The organism is Bombilactobacillus sp. ESL1187 (assembly GCF_058107155.1).
Window position 1 is genome coordinate 1,362,442 of record NZ_JBYLTZ010000001.1, and the last position, 15,319, is coordinate 1,377,760.

The 15,319-nt window shown below is 36.8% G+C and carries 14 protein-coding genes, 2 tRNA genes and 1 other annotated feature; of the genes, 13 read left to right on the forward strand and 3 right to left on the reverse strand.

What is annotated here, in order from left to right; translation table 11 throughout:
- Positions 1–2: 2 nt before the first annotated feature.
- On the forward strand, positions 3–1,511 hold the full coding sequence (locus AC3B5B_RS06355; protein WP_489769651.1) for an MDR family MFS transporter: 1,509 nt from the start codon (positions 3–5) through the stop codon (positions 1,509–1,511).
- Here the strand turns inward: AC3B5B_RS06355 and AC3B5B_RS06360 are convergent.
- Positions 1,441–2,067, reverse strand: coding sequence for a phosphatase PAP2 family protein (locus AC3B5B_RS06360; protein WP_489769652.1), 627 nt, complete (start codon positions 2,065–2,067; stop codon positions 1,441–1,443). The two genes, AC3B5B_RS06355 and AC3B5B_RS06360, sit on opposite strands and share 71 nt — an antisense overlap.
- Positions 2,068–2,244: 177 nt before the next feature.
- Here AC3B5B_RS06360 and AC3B5B_RS06365 point away from each other — a divergent pair, with 177 nt between their 5' ends.
- The 10 genes from AC3B5B_RS06365 to AC3B5B_RS06410 all read left to right on the forward strand — a co-directional run bounded on the left by AC3B5B_RS06365 (position 2,245) and on the right by AC3B5B_RS06410 (position 12,865).
- The gene (locus AC3B5B_RS06365) at positions 2,245–3,351 is read left to right on the forward strand and encodes a glucosaminidase domain-containing protein (protein WP_489769653.1); all 1,107 of its coding nucleotides are present in this window, start codon (positions 2,245–2,247) and stop codon (positions 3,349–3,351) included.
- A gap of 42 nt (positions 3,352–3,393) precedes the next feature.
- Positions 3,394–3,601: a binding site (T-box leader), on the forward strand.
- A 36-nt stretch (positions 3,602–3,637) separates the two neighbouring features.
- Entirely contained in the window at positions 3,638–6,058 is a 2,421-nt protein-coding gene (gene leuS, locus AC3B5B_RS06370) for a leucine--tRNA ligase (protein WP_489769654.1), read from the forward strand.
- A gap of 31 nt (positions 6,059–6,089) precedes the next feature.
- The gene (locus AC3B5B_RS06375; RefSeq protein WP_489769655.1) at positions 6,090–7,754 is read left to right on the forward strand and encodes a putative polysaccharide biosynthesis protein; all 1,665 of its coding nucleotides are present in this window, start codon (positions 6,090–6,092) and stop codon (positions 7,752–7,754) included.
- 219 nt (positions 7,755–7,973) lie between these two features.
- Positions 7,974–8,468: a hypothetical protein gene (locus AC3B5B_RS06380; protein ID WP_489769656.1), complete on the forward strand. Its 495-nt coding sequence runs from the start codon at positions 7,974–7,976 to the stop codon at positions 8,466–8,468.
- Complete coding sequence (locus tag AC3B5B_RS06385; RefSeq protein WP_489769657.1) at positions 8,465–9,187, forward strand: GntR family transcriptional regulator; 723 nt, start codon at positions 8,465–8,467, stop codon at positions 9,185–9,187. The genes AC3B5B_RS06380 and AC3B5B_RS06385 overlap by 4 nt, the downstream gene beginning before the upstream one ends.
- A 124-nt stretch (positions 9,188–9,311) precedes the next feature.
- Complete coding sequence (locus AC3B5B_RS06390) at positions 9,312–9,740, forward strand: PTS sugar transporter subunit IIA (RefSeq protein ID WP_489769658.1); 429 nt, start codon at positions 9,312–9,314, stop codon at positions 9,738–9,740.
- A 14-nt stretch (positions 9,741–9,754) separates the two neighbouring features.
- Positions 9,755–10,228 (forward strand): PTS sugar transporter subunit IIB, encoded by a 474-nt coding sequence (locus AC3B5B_RS06395; RefSeq protein ID WP_489769659.1) that lies wholly within the window; start codon positions 9,755–9,757, stop codon positions 10,226–10,228.
- 11 nt (positions 10,229–10,239) lie between these two features.
- Positions 10,240–11,025: a PTS mannose/fructose/sorbose/N-acetylgalactosamine transporter subunit IIC gene (locus AC3B5B_RS06400; protein WP_489757733.1), complete on the forward strand. Its 786-nt coding sequence runs from the start codon at positions 10,240–10,242 to the stop codon at positions 11,023–11,025.
- Positions 11,015–11,842, forward strand: a complete 828-nt coding sequence (locus tag AC3B5B_RS06405) for a PTS system mannose/fructose/sorbose family transporter subunit IID (protein ID WP_489769660.1) — start codon at positions 11,015–11,017, stop codon at positions 11,840–11,842. The genes AC3B5B_RS06400 and AC3B5B_RS06405 overlap by 11 nt, the downstream gene beginning before the upstream one ends.
- 21 nt (positions 11,843–11,863) lie before the next feature.
- Positions 11,864–12,865, forward strand: coding sequence for an SIS domain-containing protein (locus AC3B5B_RS06410; protein ID WP_489769661.1), 1,002 nt, complete (start codon positions 11,864–11,866; stop codon positions 12,863–12,865).
- A 151-nt stretch (positions 12,866–13,016) separates the two neighbouring features.
- Here the strand turns inward: AC3B5B_RS06410 and AC3B5B_RS06415 are convergent.
- Positions 13,017–13,100, reverse strand: a tRNA-Leu gene (locus tag AC3B5B_RS06415).
- A 58-nt stretch (positions 13,101–13,158) separates the two neighbouring features.
- On the opposite strand from AC3B5B_RS06415, the gene AC3B5B_RS06420 reads away from it, so the two are divergent.
- Positions 13,159–14,001, forward strand: a complete 843-nt coding sequence (locus AC3B5B_RS06420) for an NAD(P)H-hydrate dehydratase (protein ID WP_489769662.1) — start codon at positions 13,159–13,161, stop codon at positions 13,999–14,001.
- Positions 14,002–14,096: 95 nt separating this feature from the next.
- Here AC3B5B_RS06420 and AC3B5B_RS06425 read toward each other — a convergent pair.
- Positions 14,097–14,167: transfer RNA gene (locus tag AC3B5B_RS06425), tRNA-Gly, on the reverse strand.
- An 83-nt stretch (positions 14,168–14,250) separates the two neighbouring features.
- On the opposite strand from AC3B5B_RS06425, the gene AC3B5B_RS06430 reads away from it, so the two are divergent.
- Positions 14,251–15,096, forward strand: a complete 846-nt coding sequence (locus tag AC3B5B_RS06430; protein WP_489769663.1) for a YitT family protein — start codon at positions 14,251–14,253, stop codon at positions 15,094–15,096.
- Positions 15,097–15,319: the final 223 nt, after the last annotated feature.

The following is a 15,319-nucleotide window of genomic DNA, read 5'->3' on the forward strand; positions in this document are numbered from 1 at the left end:
TTGTGAATTCAATAGTAAAAAAAACAAACGTTAAGTGGGTCACGGTTGCAGTCTTTGTAGCAACTTTCATGACAGCCGTCGAAGGCACGATTGTTTCGACGGCGATGCCGACAATTATTAGTGATTTACATGGCTTGAAATTAATGAATTGGGTCTTTTCAATCTATTTATTAATGAGCGCGGTCACGACGCCGATTTATGGTAAATTATCTGATCGCTATGGTCGTAAAATTTTATTAAATATTGGTTTATTAATTTTTGTCTTGGGTTCTTTTTTATGTTGTATTTCGCATTCTATGTTGCAACTAATTTTGTCACGGGTTTTACAAGGACTAGGTGCTGGGGCAATTCAGCCGTTGACGTATACCGTTTTAGCTGATATTTATCCGTTAGAAAAAAGGGCCAATATGATTGGCTTAAATGGTTCTGCCTGGGGAATTGCCTCAATTGTGGCGCCTTTGTTAGGTGGTTTTATTGTTGAACAACTATCTTGGCATTGGGTCTTTGCCATTAATATTCCCATTGGTTTAATTACAATTCTCTTGATTCAATTATTTTTGCATGAACCTAAGCGCAGTCAAGCCGTGCGTGAGCCGGTTGATTTCCCAGGTATTATCTTATTAACGTTCGTCTTAGTTTGTTTAATGCTCGGACTACAGAACTTAAATAATGCCCATGCTTGGCTAATTAGTTTAATTTTGTTAGTAGCAGCCGTATTAGGTGCTTTTGTATTTGTGAAGGTCGAACGGCAAAAAGCAGATCCAATTTTGCCGTTAAAATTATTTAAAAATCGTACTTTTGTTGTACAAAATGTGTCGATTCTATTAATTTCTGGTTTCTTGATTGGTTTTGACGCTTATTTGCCAATTTGGATGCAGAGCGTTTTAGGACTGAAGCCGTCGATGGGGGGCTTTGTGGTTACACCTAGTTCGGTAGTTTGGTTATTTGGTTCTTATATTTCCGGTAAAATGATTGCCAAATATCCACCGCATAAAATTACGTTATTTGCACTTAGCTTTCTAGTAGTTGGCTGTGGGTGTTATCTGTTGTTACCGTTAAAAACGGCCTTTGGCATTTTTCTAATTATCTCTGCGGTGGTTGGTTTTGGTTTTGGTTTGTCGATTACAACTTCCACGGTTACTTCGCAAAGTGTAGTCACAGCAGATGAAGTGGGAACAGCCACCAGTTTCAATACGTTAGCTCGTAATTTGGGGCAAACATTGATGGTTTCCGTCTTTGGAATTGTGATGAACCTAAAAATGGCACAAGGAGTACAACAACATTCAGGTTTAACTTTTAAAATGTTGGATCAAATGATTAATTCTTCGACCGCGCATTTGTTAGCGAAACAATATTTAGCACCAGCTAGACAAATTGTTTATGAAGGCTTGCACTGGATTTTTGTAGTGGGAATTATCATTTTAATTGTGGCAGTTATTCTCAATTTCTTTGACCATAGTGATTATTTGTTAAAGGATTTTCAAAAAAGCCAAGGTAAATCAGCAGAGTAATTCCACTAGCTAAACAGGTACCTGCTAAAACATCAGAAAAATAATGAACGTGTAAAATGGGACGACTGATAATAATGATGAAGGCAATTACCATTAAGAAAAATGGTAATTGCTTTTTTTTCGTAGTTTGGTAATAGATGAGAATTAAACTCCCAATTAAAGCAGTGGTAGCCATAGCATGACCGCTAGGAAAACTAAAGCCGGTTGCTTGAACGAGATGATTTAAGTCGGGACGAGGTCTGCGAATGAGCGCTTTTAAAACTTGATTTAATAATAAATTACTTATTACGTTACTAAGCAGAAAAATTCGTTGGCGTTGATTCCTTAAAATGAAGCTAATAAGGATAGTTAGGCCAAAGACGACTTTGGGCGCACCAATAGTGGTAACGTATTTGAAGAAGGTTCGATTATGTTCACTTAAAAAAGCTAAGTGTTGAAAAAACCAGAAATCACAGTGCCGTAATGCTGGTTGATGATGAAATAACATCATTGTCAAAATTAAAAAACAAGAGATAAAGAAAATGCTAAGAAAAAGTAATAGTTTTGATAATTTCATTAATAATCTCCTAAAAAATAATTAATTTTTTGGTAAATCTTACCGGAAAGGGCATTGATTAAGTTCATTGGTGACTATAATTAGCTTGAAGTAGTGGGAAGTTTAACTAATAAATGAGATTGGGACGAAGACCATAGTATATTTTTATCTCAGTCGCAAATAAAGGGGGTCTGTCTGATGAAAAAACATTTAAAAAGATCAGTTAAACTAGTTGCAATTAGTTGCTTAAGTTGTTTAACTGCATTAAATGCTTTAAAGCATAGTAGTGTGACGAGTTATGCTGATAGTTTTGATCAAGTGACAATTAACGTCAATGATGCTGATAACTTGGAAAATGTGGTCACATCGTCCGGATATGGGGATCAAACATTTTTAAATTATTTGGGTTTATCGGCGCAAAAGTTAGCCAATAATAATGATCTTTATGCTTCAGTTATGTTAGCCCAAGCACTCTTAGAAAGCGGTTGGGGGACAAGTACTTTAGCCCAGGCGCCTAATTATAACTTGTTTGGTGTTAAAGGCAGTTTTCAAGGATCAGCGGTTAATATGGCCACGCAAGAAGATGATGGCAGTGGTAATTTGTACGGTATTCAAGCTAATTTTCGCAAGTATCCCTCCTATCGTGAGTCCTTAGAAGACTACGTTCGTTTACTGCGCGATAATGGCATGTATTCTGGAGCTTGGCGTAGTAAAACTAGTTCCTATAAAGATGCTACTAGCTTTTTAACGGGGCGTTATGCCACGGATACATCATATGCCGATAAATTGAACAGTTTGATTGAAAAGTATAATCTAACGCGTTTTGATCAACCAGTTGATGCTACTAAACCAAGTGTCAATGACATTGTAGTCAATAATGTTAGTTTAGTCACAAATAATGTGAACCATAATTCTACAAGGAATACTTATCAAAATCAACAAGCCCCGGTAATTGTGAGAAATAAATTTCAAAATCCAGCAGCTGATGCTTCAGCTACTAATGAAACACAAACGCCGGCTTTACCGGTTATTGTTAATAATTCCCTGAATGAATTAATTAATACCAACAAGGAAATATTGCAAGCCCCTAGTACTAAACCAAGCAATCGGCCTAAGGATGCAAAAAATGAAACTGATTTTTCACGGACAATTCCTAGTGGAGATCATGCTGATCCAGCTGCTGTTATTAAAAAAGCACCAGTTGTGCAGGCTAAAGCAGTTTCTAATACTAAGTCAACCCCAGCTACTGATAATTCAATTCAAGTTTCGCCACAGGAAGCTGCAACTGAAAATTCGTCAGACTAGTTGCAATTAGCGTGATTTTTATTTATAATATGCGTCAGATTAGTTTTTACCAAAGGAATAGTAATTGAAAAATTGATTATCAGAGAGTGGAAGGTTAGTGTGATTTCACAGATATTTTTTAATGAACTCATCTTTGGAGTTTGATTACTGAACTAATAGTAAGTAGTCACGGGGTATCGTTAAATACTTGAGAGTTATATAGTTAATATATAAAACTTAGGTGGTACCGCGGGTAAATTTCGTCCTATTGCAATAGCAATGGGACTTTTTTTGTAGGAGGGTAATTATGGGTTATAATCACAACGTTATTGAAAAAAAATGGCAAGCCTATTGGGCCGAACATAAGACGTTTAAAACAACAGAAGATCCAAATAAGAAAAACTTTTACGCGTTAGATATGTTTCCTTATCCGTCTGGTAAAGGTTTGCATGTTGGTCATCCAGAAGGGTATACCGCGACCGATATTATTGCCCGGATGAAGCGGATGCAAGGCTACAATGTCTTACATCCCATGGGGTGGGATGCGTTTGGCTTACCCGCTGAACAATATGCGCTGAAAACTGGACATAATCCCATTGATTTTACGCAACAAAATATTGATACATTTAAGCGACAAATTAATTCGCTAGGTTTTTCTTACGATTGGGAGCGCGAAATTAATACTACTGATCCCAATTATTATAAATGGACACAGTGGATCTTTGAACAATTGTATAAACAGGGGTTAGCTTATGAAGCCAAAGTTCCTGTTAATTGGAGTCCAGATTTAGGTACAGTAGTCGCTAATGAGGAGATTGTCAACGGTAAAACTGAACGTGGTGGTTTTCCAGTTTACCGTAAGCCAATGCGACAATGGATGCTCAAAATTACGGCTTATGCGGATCGTTTATTGGATGATTTAGATTTGATCGATTGGCCCGAAAATATTAAGGAAATGCAGCGCAACTGGATTGGCCGGTCAGTCGGTGCTGAAGTTAAGTTTGAGATTGCCGATCATGATTTAACGTTTAATGTCTTTACGACACGGCCAGATACGTTATTTGGTGCTACTTATGTAGTCATGGCTCCAGAGCATGAACTAGTGGATCAAATTACTACCCCACAACAAAAAGCACAAGTTCAACAATATCAGGAAGCAACTGCTAAAAAGAGTGATCTGGATCGGACCGATTTAAATACTGAAAAAACAGGTGCTTTCACAGGCGCTTACGCTATTAATCCGATTAATGGCGATCGGTTACCAATTTGGATTTCTGATTATGTCTTGGCTAGCTACGGGACGGGTGCTATCATGGCTGTTCCAGCACATGATGACCGGGATTTCGAATTTGCTAAAATGTTTGATTTACCAATTAAAGCAGTCATTGCGGGTGGTGATGTCAGTGATCATGCTTATACAGGTGATGGTGAACATATCAATTCGGAATTTTTAAATGGTTTAAATAAACAGCAGGCAATTGATAAGGTTTTGGCGTGGTTAGAAGATCATCAGGTTGGCCAAAAGAAAGTTAATTACCGCTTGCGAGATTGGGTCTTTTCACGGCAACGTTATTGGGGTGAACCCATTCCAATTATTCATTGGGAAGATGGAACCACGAGTTTAGTTCCTGAAGATGAATTACCATTACGTTTGCCAGCAGAACATGATATTAAACCTTCAGGAACGATTGAAAGTCCGTTGGCTAACTTGACTGACTGGGTCAATGTGGTTGATAAAAATGGCCGCAAAGGTCGGCGGGAAACCAATACAATGCCACAATGGGCTGGTAGTTCTTGGTATTTCTTGCGTTATGTAGATCCACATAATGATGAAGCAATCGCTGATTATGAAAAATTAAAACAGTGGATGCCCGTTGATTTATACGTCGGTGGAGCCGAACATGCTGTGCTGCATTTACTGTATGCAAGATTTTGGCATAAGTTCTTATACGATTTAGGTGTTGTACCGACACCAGAACCGTTCCAAAAATTATTTAATCAAGGAATGATTTTGGGCAATAATCACGAAAAAATGTCGAAGTCCAAAGGCAACGTTATTAATCCTGATGATGTTGTCGATGAATATGGTGCTGATACGTTACGTCTTTACGAAATGTTTATGGGACCGTTAGATGCTTCCATTTCTTGGAGTGAAGATGGCTTAGCTGGTTCTTATCGTTTCTTAGAGCGGGTTTGGCGCTTATATATTAATGCAGATGATGACAACACTTTGCGGACTGATTTTATTACCGAGCAGCCGAATGCTGATTTGAAAAAGATTTATAGTGAAACTGTGAAACAAGTTAGTGAGCATTATGAAAAATTACAATTTAATACGGCAATTTCGCAAATGATGACTTTTGTCAACGCTGTGCAAAAGCAAGATCAGTTTCCAAAGGATTACGCTGAAGGTTTAATTAAAATGTTAGCTCCAATCGTACCGCATATTGCTGAAGAAATTTGGCAAAAATTAGGTCATGATGAATCCATCACTTATGCTCAATGGCCAACTTACAATGAAGAAGATCTAGTTAGTGCTGAAGTCGAAGTTATTTTGCAAGTTAATGGTAAGTTAAGAAATAAGATTACGGTGCCAGTTGATATTTCCAAAGCTGATTTAGAACAAAGAGCATTAGCTGATGAAAAGACACAATCATTTATTGCTGATAAAAAGATTGTAAAAACCATTGTGGTTCCGCAAAAAATTGTGAATTTTGTGGTAAAATAATAATTCATCAATTTTAGAGAGGATCAATTTGATGGATCAAGATGTCGAAGAGAATACAGTGACAACTGCGGTAACTGGTGGCAAAAATGATTTAATTAAGGGTTCAGCTTGGATGACGGCGGGAAGTATTTTTTCGCGAGTCTTGGGTGCTATTTATATCATTCCGTGGAATATGTGGTTTGGTTCCGTTTTAACGGCTACCTTGGCCAATGCCCTATTTGCTAAGGGCTATAATATCTATAGTCTGTTTTTGATAATTTCGACGGCGGGTATTCCCGGGGCAATTTCCAAACAAATTGCGCATTACAATGCTTTAAACGAGTATGCGGCGGGAAACCAGTTATTTAAACAAGGCATCAAAATCATGGCTTGGATGGGCATAATTAGTGCAGCGCTGATGTATTTTGGCGCACCGCTTTTGAGTGATTGGTTTGCTGATGGCAATGCCAATGCCATTCCAGTTTTAAGGGCCTTGGCGATTGCATTATTAATCATTCCGTTGATGAGTCTCATGCGGGGCTATTTTCAAGGCTATTCACAAATGGCACCTTCAGCGGTTTCTCAATTAATTGAGCAAGTGGCGCGCGTAATTTATATGTTAGCGGCAACGTATTTAATTATGAAGGTGCAAAAGGGCAGTTATGTTAGTGCCGTAACGCAATCGACCTTTGCAGCTTTCATTGGTGCGGTCTTTGGTTTAGGAGTGTTGGTAATTTACTTTTTAAAGCAATTACCGCAAATTCGCCGTCTATCACGACAAAGTAAATTTGAAATTGATACACGTCATCAGAATTTTTTTGGAGAAATTATTCGCCAAGCAGTTCCTTTTATTATTCTGGATTCTGGCATTATCTTATTCCAATTATTTGATCAGTCGACGTTTAATTCAATGATGTCGTCGTTTCAACATTTTAGTAAAGACACATTGAATGCCATGTATGCTCTATTTGCCTTTAATGCAAATAAATTAATTATGATTGTGGTTTCTTTATCAACAGCGATGGCTGTTACTGCGATCCCCTTATTGTCAGCAGCTTATTCGCGTCATAACCAAAAAGAAATTCAAGATCAAATTGGTAATATCTTACAATTGTTTTTCTTAGTTATGTTACCGGCAGCTTTAGGCATGTATGCAGTAGCTAAGCCTTTGTATATTTTGTTTTATCGATATGATCAGTTGGGGATTTACTTGTTACAATTTAGTTGTGTAGTAGCTATCTTGTTGGGGCTATTTACGGTTTTGTCAGCTATTTTACAAGGACTATATCAAAATAAAATGGCGATTAAATATTTTGTGATTGGTTTTATTGTTAAAATGCTTGTACAATATCCATGTATTTTAATTTTTAGTAGTTTTGGGCCCTTAATGGCGACTGCTATTGGCATGGCGGTCACGTGTTGGCTGATGTTGCGATTATTGTGTGTGAAATTTGAGTTTAAATTACAGCCGACCATTAACCGTACTTGTGGCATTTTTATGTTAACAGTTGTGATGTTAGTAGCCATTTTAATCTTGGATTTTGTTGCATATCATTTGGTGAATAATCAAGGTCGCCCGTGGGCTATTGTGTTATTATGCCTGGAAGTTGTATTAGGTGTTGGGATCTATGGTTATTTAATTTTAAAATCGCACTTAGCGGAGAAGATTTTAGGCTCCAAAGTTGCTAATTTACGGCAAAAATTGCATATCAATTAATCTGTTTTAAAAAACAATAAGGTTGGAACGCAATAATGAATTAATGTTCGTTTACTTCTAGATAGAATACGATCATTAATCTTATTGTTCCAACCTTATTTTTTTGCTATTACAAGTTGATTAGAATCAGAAACAGTGGCTGAAAGTCTGAATAATTAGCGATTAAACGGTGGTATATAATATGTTAGTAATAAGCAATTTACCAAGCATGGAACGCTATTGATAGAATGGTCTGAAAATAATATGGAAGTAATTGATTTAAAAAAATATACGACTCCTCTTCAAAAAGTTAAGCAGCATCCAAAGTTGATTAACGTACAAGAAGTCGCAGAATCAGGTTTTTATAATACAATGTTTGCACAAAAAATAGGCCGCTTAAGAAAGCGCGTCTTCGTTTTGTTAGAACAACAGCAACCAACTGCCATTATCACTTCCTTAATTCCCAACCGCTTTTTACCACAATTGGATCAAAGTGATTTAATGGATTTGGAAAATCTAGTAGATTATCAATGTCAGGTTAATCAAATCACTCAAAATGTGATGTTGACATGGGCTAATGAACAGGAACGTAAATTGTTCAAACAAGAAGTTGACCGCTTACAAGTTTTGGTAGAAAAAGCAATTTTTCGTAACAATCAAGGAACGATTATTCGCTCGGAAGAAACAGTGCTGTTGCCGGACCAATTTATTTTTCAAAAAGGAGAAGGAGATTGAAGACCTATTTGTATATTGAAGCTAAGGAAAAAATTCTCAATTTAATTACTAGTGGGACTTTTAAATTTAATGAACGGATTTGGAATGAACGAACTTTAGTTAGTCAATTAGGTTACAGTCGTACAACTATTAAAAATGCGATAAATTCATTAGTGGCTGATAATATTTTAGAAAAAAGGCGCGGTGATGGGACGTATTTAGTGGAAGTGGGCACTAACAATTTGGTGAAAATTGGTGATGATGCGCCCAATTCGTTTACACAAATTATGCGTATTAATAAAAGAAATACTACTAGTCGTGTTTGGTCATTTAAAGCCATTTATCATTCTCCAAAATTGCAATTGATTTTTGATAATAAATATGAAGATTTTTACGAGTTAATTCGGACTAGAATGGTGTCACAACAAGTAATCGCCTTTCAAAAATCTTATATTCCGTTTAGAGAATTTGAAGATGCCCATCGCTATGATTTTGGAAAATTGTCGTTGTATGATTATATGGCTTTTAGAAATAAAAAGCCAATTATGTTTCATACGATTTTTCAGGCCCAATCTGTTGAAAAAGCGCCCTTTGTTGCGGAGCAGTTGAAGTTAGCCGAAGAGCGTTATTTGCTTTATTTTGAATATCAAGGTTTTACTAAAAGAAAAAAATTAGTTGAATATACACAGTCATGGTATAATCCTAATTTTATTAATTATAAAAATACAATTCAGAGATGATTGGTCCCTAAATTGGTTTTAAAAATGAGGTCATTTTAAGAAATGGTCTTTTTTTTATTGCCTGAATTTGAAAATAGCTCTAGATTTAATAAATGAAGATATGGCTATAAAGAAGGTGAAAACTGTGGAAATAGTACTGGCAAGTCATTCAACTTTGGCGTTAGGAATGTATCAAACGGTGTCATTAATTATGGGGCAACAGCCGAAATTACATTATATTACAGCTTATGTTGATGACAATCTGAGTTTTCAGGAGCAATTATTGAAAATCATCACGCCCATAAAGAATGAACAAATTATTTTCTTAACTGATGTGTTAGGAGGATCTGTGAATAATGAGTTAGTTCAATTTGTGCAAGGAGAAGATAACTACTTTTTGATTACCGGAATGAACTTGCCCTTGGTCTTGGAACTGATCAATTACGTTAATGTAACTAGTCAAGTTGATGCGGTCACATTAATGCAAAAATTACAGAAATTAGTTGCCATGGGCAAGGATGGTTTACAGGTCGTTATGGATGTCGCAGATTCCGTCGAGGATGAAGATTTTTAAGGAGAAACGAGAATATGATTGTAATGACTAGAATTGATTATCGTTTGTTACACGGCCAGGTGGCTTTTGCTTGGACCAATAATTTGTCTGCGAATGCGATTTTGATTGCTAATGATGCAGTAGCACAAGATACTTTTCGCAAAAAAACTTTACAATTAGCCAAACCAGCTAGTGCCAAATTGATTTTTAAATCAATTGCAGATTCTGCCAAAGCAATTAAGAGTGGTGTGACGGATAAATATCGAGTGTTTATTATCGTGGAGACAATTAATGACGCTTATCGCTTAGCTAAGTTAACACCAGATATCAAATTAATTGATTTAGGTTTAGCTAATAAAACAGAAAATAGTCAAAATATCGCTAAATCAGTCTATGTAACGGCAGCTGATGTGAGACAGTTAACGGATTTAGAAAATAACGGGGTTAAAGTGGTAGTGAAGCAGGCACCTAATGATCCGGACACTGAATTTTCAGCTTTAATTAAGTAAAGGAGAAGGTAATGATATTACAAGTTATCGGCATTTTCATTATTTCCTTAATTGCTAATATGCAAGATTTTTTGGGATCATCTTTTATTGGACGGCCAATTGTAACCGGTTTTTTGGTAGGCGTTTTGTTTGGTGATATTAAGCAAGGACTATTGATGGGAGCTACTTTAGAGTTAGCTTTTATGGGCTTAATGGGAGTTGGAGCAACTGTCCCGCCAGATGAAATTATTGGAGGAATTCTGGCAACAGCCCTGGCTTTAAAAAATGGTTATGGCGTGAGTGTTGCCTTGACATTGGTTTTACCAATTGCCACTTTGGGTTTATTAGTTAAGAACTTGTTGTACGTTGTCGTCTTTCCAGCCATGACGCACAAAGCTGATCATTTAAGTGATGAAGGTAAAATCAAGGCTGCAGGTAACATGCATCTCTGGGCTGCCTTGACCAGAATTTTAGTTATGACTTTAGTGACAACGATTTCTTTTGCTTTGGGTAGTGGTTTAGTTAAAGCATTCGTACAAATCATTCCGAAAGCTTTAATCGACGGAATCACGATTACAACTGAAATTCTACCAGCAGTAGGTTTTGCAATGCTTATCAATATGTCATTTTCCAAAAGTGTTGCGCCCTTCTTTTTCTTAGGTTTTGTCTGTTCCGCGTATCTAAAATTAGATATGGTTGCTGCATCGATTATCGGGGCTATTTTTGCCGGAATAATGTACTTAATAATGAATGAAATTCATAAAAATTCAACGACTAGTGCGAATACGCAGACGGAGGTACAAGAGGATGACTTCTAAGTCTCAAGAGCAAAAAAAGTTAACTAAAAAAGATTTACGTGGCATTTTTTGGCGCAGTATGCCCATGGAAGCGTCGTTTAACTATGAGCGGATGATGAGTATGGGCTTTGCTTATACGATGTCTGGAATTATTGATAAGTTATATGATCGTGTTGAAGATAAAACTGCTGCCTTAAAACGGCACCTAGAATTTTTTAACTGTACTTCAGCAACTTCGCCGTTTATTGCTGGTGTCTTGGCATCGATGGAAGAAAAAAATGCCAATGATCCTGAGTTTGATCCGAGTGCTATTAACGCTATGAAAACTGGATTAATGGGTCCTTTATCTGGCATTGGTGATTCTGTTTTCTGGGGTAGCTTGAAAATTATCGCTAGTGGAATTGGCATTTCTTTAGCGCAAAAAGGCAGTGTTTTGGGACCCATATTATTTATTCTAATTTATAATATTCCCAATTTATTAGTTCGCTACTATGGAACGATGTGGGGCTATCAATTAGGCAGTGCTTTTGTGGATAAAATGGCCAATGGTCTCATGAATATGATTACTTACGCCATTAATATTTTAGGTAATACGGTGATTGGGGCCATGGTGGCTTCCATGGTGGTCATTAAAATTCCGGTAGCAATTAGTGCAGGTAAGCATCCTGAAACAATTCAATCGGTTTTAAATTCAATTATGCCGGACTTAATGCCATTGCTGGTTACCTTCTTTATTGCCTGGCTGTTAAAGAAAAAGCATATTAAAATGATTTGGATTTTATTAACAATTCTAGTCATTAGTGTTGTCGGTGCATTCTTTGGCTTCTTGAAGCCTTAGTTAAATGAGGAGAATAAATCAATGTATTTTGATAAGCAAGTTTTTATCACCAATTATGAAGCAGCTGTCAATGAATTAGAACATGTCAGTACTGTGGCTGAGCAATTACAAGCAAAGTCAATTAGTAAAATTATTTTTACAGGGTGTGGTGGCACCTATACGAAATTTGTAGATTTGCGGCCCATGATGTTCAAACAGTTAAAAATGCCGTTTTTAATCGTTAGTCCCGAAGAATTAATTTCAGAATATTTTTCAGTGATTGATGAACAAACTTTGATTATTGCTGGCAGCAAAACTGGTGCCACTCATGAATTAATCCAAGCATTAACAACTATTAGAGCGCAGAAGAAATGTCTGATGATTGGATTTATTGGTGATGACAATAGTCCTTTGGAACAGGCTGATTTGTTAGATGAACGCTTAAAGTCTATCGACACTGACGCTAATTTAATTGAATTAGGTTGGTTAATTTTAAACTTATCAGGCAATCTGGCTAATGTTCAGGTAACCACCATCCAAAAACAATTATCTACTTTAGATACTAATTTAGTTCGGGGAATGGAAACCTTAATGCCCCAAGCTTTAGATAAAGTTAATAATACTGATTTAAAAGCACATCAGTTGTGGGTCGGTTCAGGTTTAATGTGGGGTGAAGTTTGCTGCTTTGCTAATTACTTATTAGAGGAGATTCAACGAATCAAAGCGCAAGCGGTTCATTCTGGAGAATTTTTCCATGGGCCAATGGAAATCGTCGATCGCAAGCAAAATGTCAATATTGTAGTTAACAGTGGTGGCAATCGGCAGAATGATCTGAGAGTAGTGAACTTTGCCAAGCAATTTACGAATGATTTGTTGGTAGTTGATATGCAAGCCTTTGAATTGGATCAATTAGACCAATCTTTGCGCGATTTTATTGAACCATACGCGTTAAATCACTACTTTGATACTTTGTTTAATATGTATTCAGTTAAGACGGGGCGTTCCGCCAAAACTCGTAGATATTATCGTTTATTAAATTATTAATTCAACAAAAAAGCTCCCGCATTGGGAGCTAATACATAGGCCTTACTCATATAATATATGTTAAACTGGTGTTGAAAAAAATTAATTCATAGTTTTAGCGGACATATGGTGAACTAATGCTTGCGAAACGTTGATAGATCAAGCGATTTTATGCCGTTGACAGGAGTCGAACCTGCACATGGTAACCCATACAGCGACCTGAACGCTGCGCGTCTGCCAATTCCGCCACAACGGCTTTACAAACAACTATTATAACAAATTTGTGTTAGAAAGTAACTAAGGATTTGATAAAAATGGAAAAATTATCAACAAAAATTTTACAAACGGTCATTCAACCGCGGCCAGTTGACTCGTATAAAGGTACTTTTGGCAAATGTTTGATCATTGCAGGCAGTCAACAATTTGGTGGCGCGGCTTTAATGGCGACTGGTGCGGCACTTTATACCGGAACCGGATTAGTGACTTTAGCTACTGATCCAGAGAATCTCACTAGTTTAAGAACCACATATCCAGAAGCGATGGGCTTAGACTTGAATGATACAAGAGCCATTTTAACAATGGTCCAAACTGTTGATGTCGTAGCGTTTGGTCCGGGATTACAAATCACAGCACCAATGGGCGATTTGTTAATTCAAATGGCGACCTTGTTGACGTCCAAACAAACACTGATTTTAGATGCTAGTGCTTTTGGAGTGGTTGCGCAAACTAAACTGAATTTAAAAAAAATTCAGGCGCATTTGATTTTGACACCACATGTGATGGAATGGAAAAAGCTCAGCCATCTATTACCATCACAACAACAATTTGAACGCAATCAGGCGACGCTTGATCAATTAACATTATCCCAAACGGCTTTAATCTTGAAAGGCGCCCCTAGCCATATTTATTTTAGTGGTAGTCAACAAATTTTTGAAAATACTGCTGGAACTCCTGCGATGGCTACCGGTGGCATGGGTGATACCTTAACTGGGATAATGGCCGGCTTTGTAGCCCAATTTGATTGGAGTCCAACAACTGTGTTGGCGGCTACTTTTGCACATAGTTATTTGGCAGAGCAATTAGCCCAAAAGCAGTATGTAGTATTGCCAACACATTTAATTCAAGCGTTACCTCAGTTTATGAAATTGTGGCAATAATTGTTTTAAACTGGTTCGTGGCAAAGTCAAGTGTCTTTTTTTCAGCGCAATAAAAAAAAAGAGCCCTTCAGGCTCATTGGTCAGTAAAATTACGAAGCGGATGACGAGAATCGAACTCGCGACGCCAGCTTGGGAAGCTGAAGTTTTACCATTAAACTACATCCGCAAAATATAAAATTATTATACACCTATTTAAACAAAATAGATATTTTTTTTGATATTTTTTTCAATTTCAGGCATAATATAGTTATGATAACAATTAGAAAAAACAAATACATCAAAAAAATATCGCGAATTTTGGGCGTGTTAGTGGGCCTGGAATTAATTGCAGTTAGTGTTTCAATGTTCTTCGATCCTCATAAAATTGCTGCTGGTGGGGCCACAGGAATTGCTATTTTAGTTAAGCAATTGTGGCAGGTGCCGCTATCCATGACACTTTTAATCTTCAATGTATTTATGTGGATTTTAACTTTGATCTTTCTTGATAAGGTTGCTGCAGCTAAAATCACGTTTGGCAGTTTGGTATTGCCACTCTTTTTAGCGATCACGCCGGATTTAATGATTATTCAAAATCCGCTGTTATCGGACATCATTGGTAGTATTGTTTTTGGATTGGGTTTGTCAATTATTTATCGATCAGGTTATTCAGCAGGTGGTACCACGGTTCCACCCATGATTTTTAATAAGTATTTTCGCATCCGCAATGCCAATAGCTTGTTTGTTATTGACGGTATTGTCTGTTTGGGGAATATTTGGGTTTCGGGATTTGAATATTTCTTCTTAGCTATTTTATCAGTTGGTATTTCCACAATGGTGATGAATTATATTCAAACTGGTTTAGATAAAAAATTAGTTGTTTATGTTATGAGTGAGCAACACCAGGATGCTATTCAGAATATTTTGGAGCAAGAACTACAACTAGGAAGTACGGTGTTTGACGTTCGTGGTGGTCGTTCTAACGAACCGAAAGAAATGTTGATGATTGTGACCGATACGCAAAATTATCGGAGTATTTTAGATTTGATTTTTGATGTTGATGCTGGTGCGTTTGTTTTGGCGGATAGCATTGCTGAAGTGCATAATGGCAGTTTCTAATCCCTAATTAAAAATTTGCGAGGCGTTAACTTTTAAATTAGAGCTGATGCATGATTGGCAAAAGTTCAGAGTTAAGGGCAACCAGAATTTCTCGTTAATTTAGTTTAGATAACGTTTCAAAAGCCAGAAGTTGGTGTTTAATTGCGCGCAGCACTAAAGTAAAAGTTCGTACTTTAATGTTGGATGCAGTTAATACTCAACTTCTTTTTAATATTTTTGATTG

Bases quoted from the DNA above. Each gene is read 5' to 3' on its own strand.
- AC3B5B_RS06360 (WP_489769652.1), bottom strand. From the start codon at position 2,067: ATGAAATTATCAAAACTATTACTTTTTCTTAGCATTTTCTTTATCTCT.
- AC3B5B_RS06365 (WP_489769653.1), top strand. From the start codon at position 2,245: ATGAAAAAACATTTAAAAAGATCAGTTAAACTAGTTGCAATTAGTTGC.
- AC3B5B_RS06400 (WP_489757733.1), top strand. From the start codon at position 10,240: ATGATATTACAAGTTATCGGCATTTTCATTATTTCCTTAATTGCTAAT.
- AC3B5B_RS06375 (WP_489769655.1), top strand. From the start codon at position 6,090: ATGGATCAAGATGTCGAAGAGAATACAGTGACAACTGCGGTAACTGGT.
- AC3B5B_RS06405 (WP_489769660.1), top strand. From the start codon at position 11,015: ATGACTTCTAAGTCTCAAGAGCAAAAAAAGTTAACTAAAAAAGATTTA.
- AC3B5B_RS06420 (WP_489769662.1), top strand. From the start codon at position 13,159: ATGGAAAAATTATCAACAAAAATTTTACAAACGGTCATTCAACCGCGG.
- leuS (WP_489769654.1), top strand. From the start codon at position 3,638: ATGGGTTATAATCACAACGTTATTGAAAAAAAATGGCAAGCCTATTGG.
- AC3B5B_RS06395 (WP_489769659.1), top strand. From the start codon at position 9,755: ATGATTGTAATGACTAGAATTGATTATCGTTTGTTACACGGCCAGGTG.
- AC3B5B_RS06430 (WP_489769663.1), top strand. From the start codon at position 14,251: ATGATAACAATTAGAAAAAACAAATACATCAAAAAAATATCGCGAATT.
- AC3B5B_RS06410 (WP_489769661.1), top strand. From the start codon at position 11,864: ATGTATTTTGATAAGCAAGTTTTTATCACCAATTATGAAGCAGCTGTC.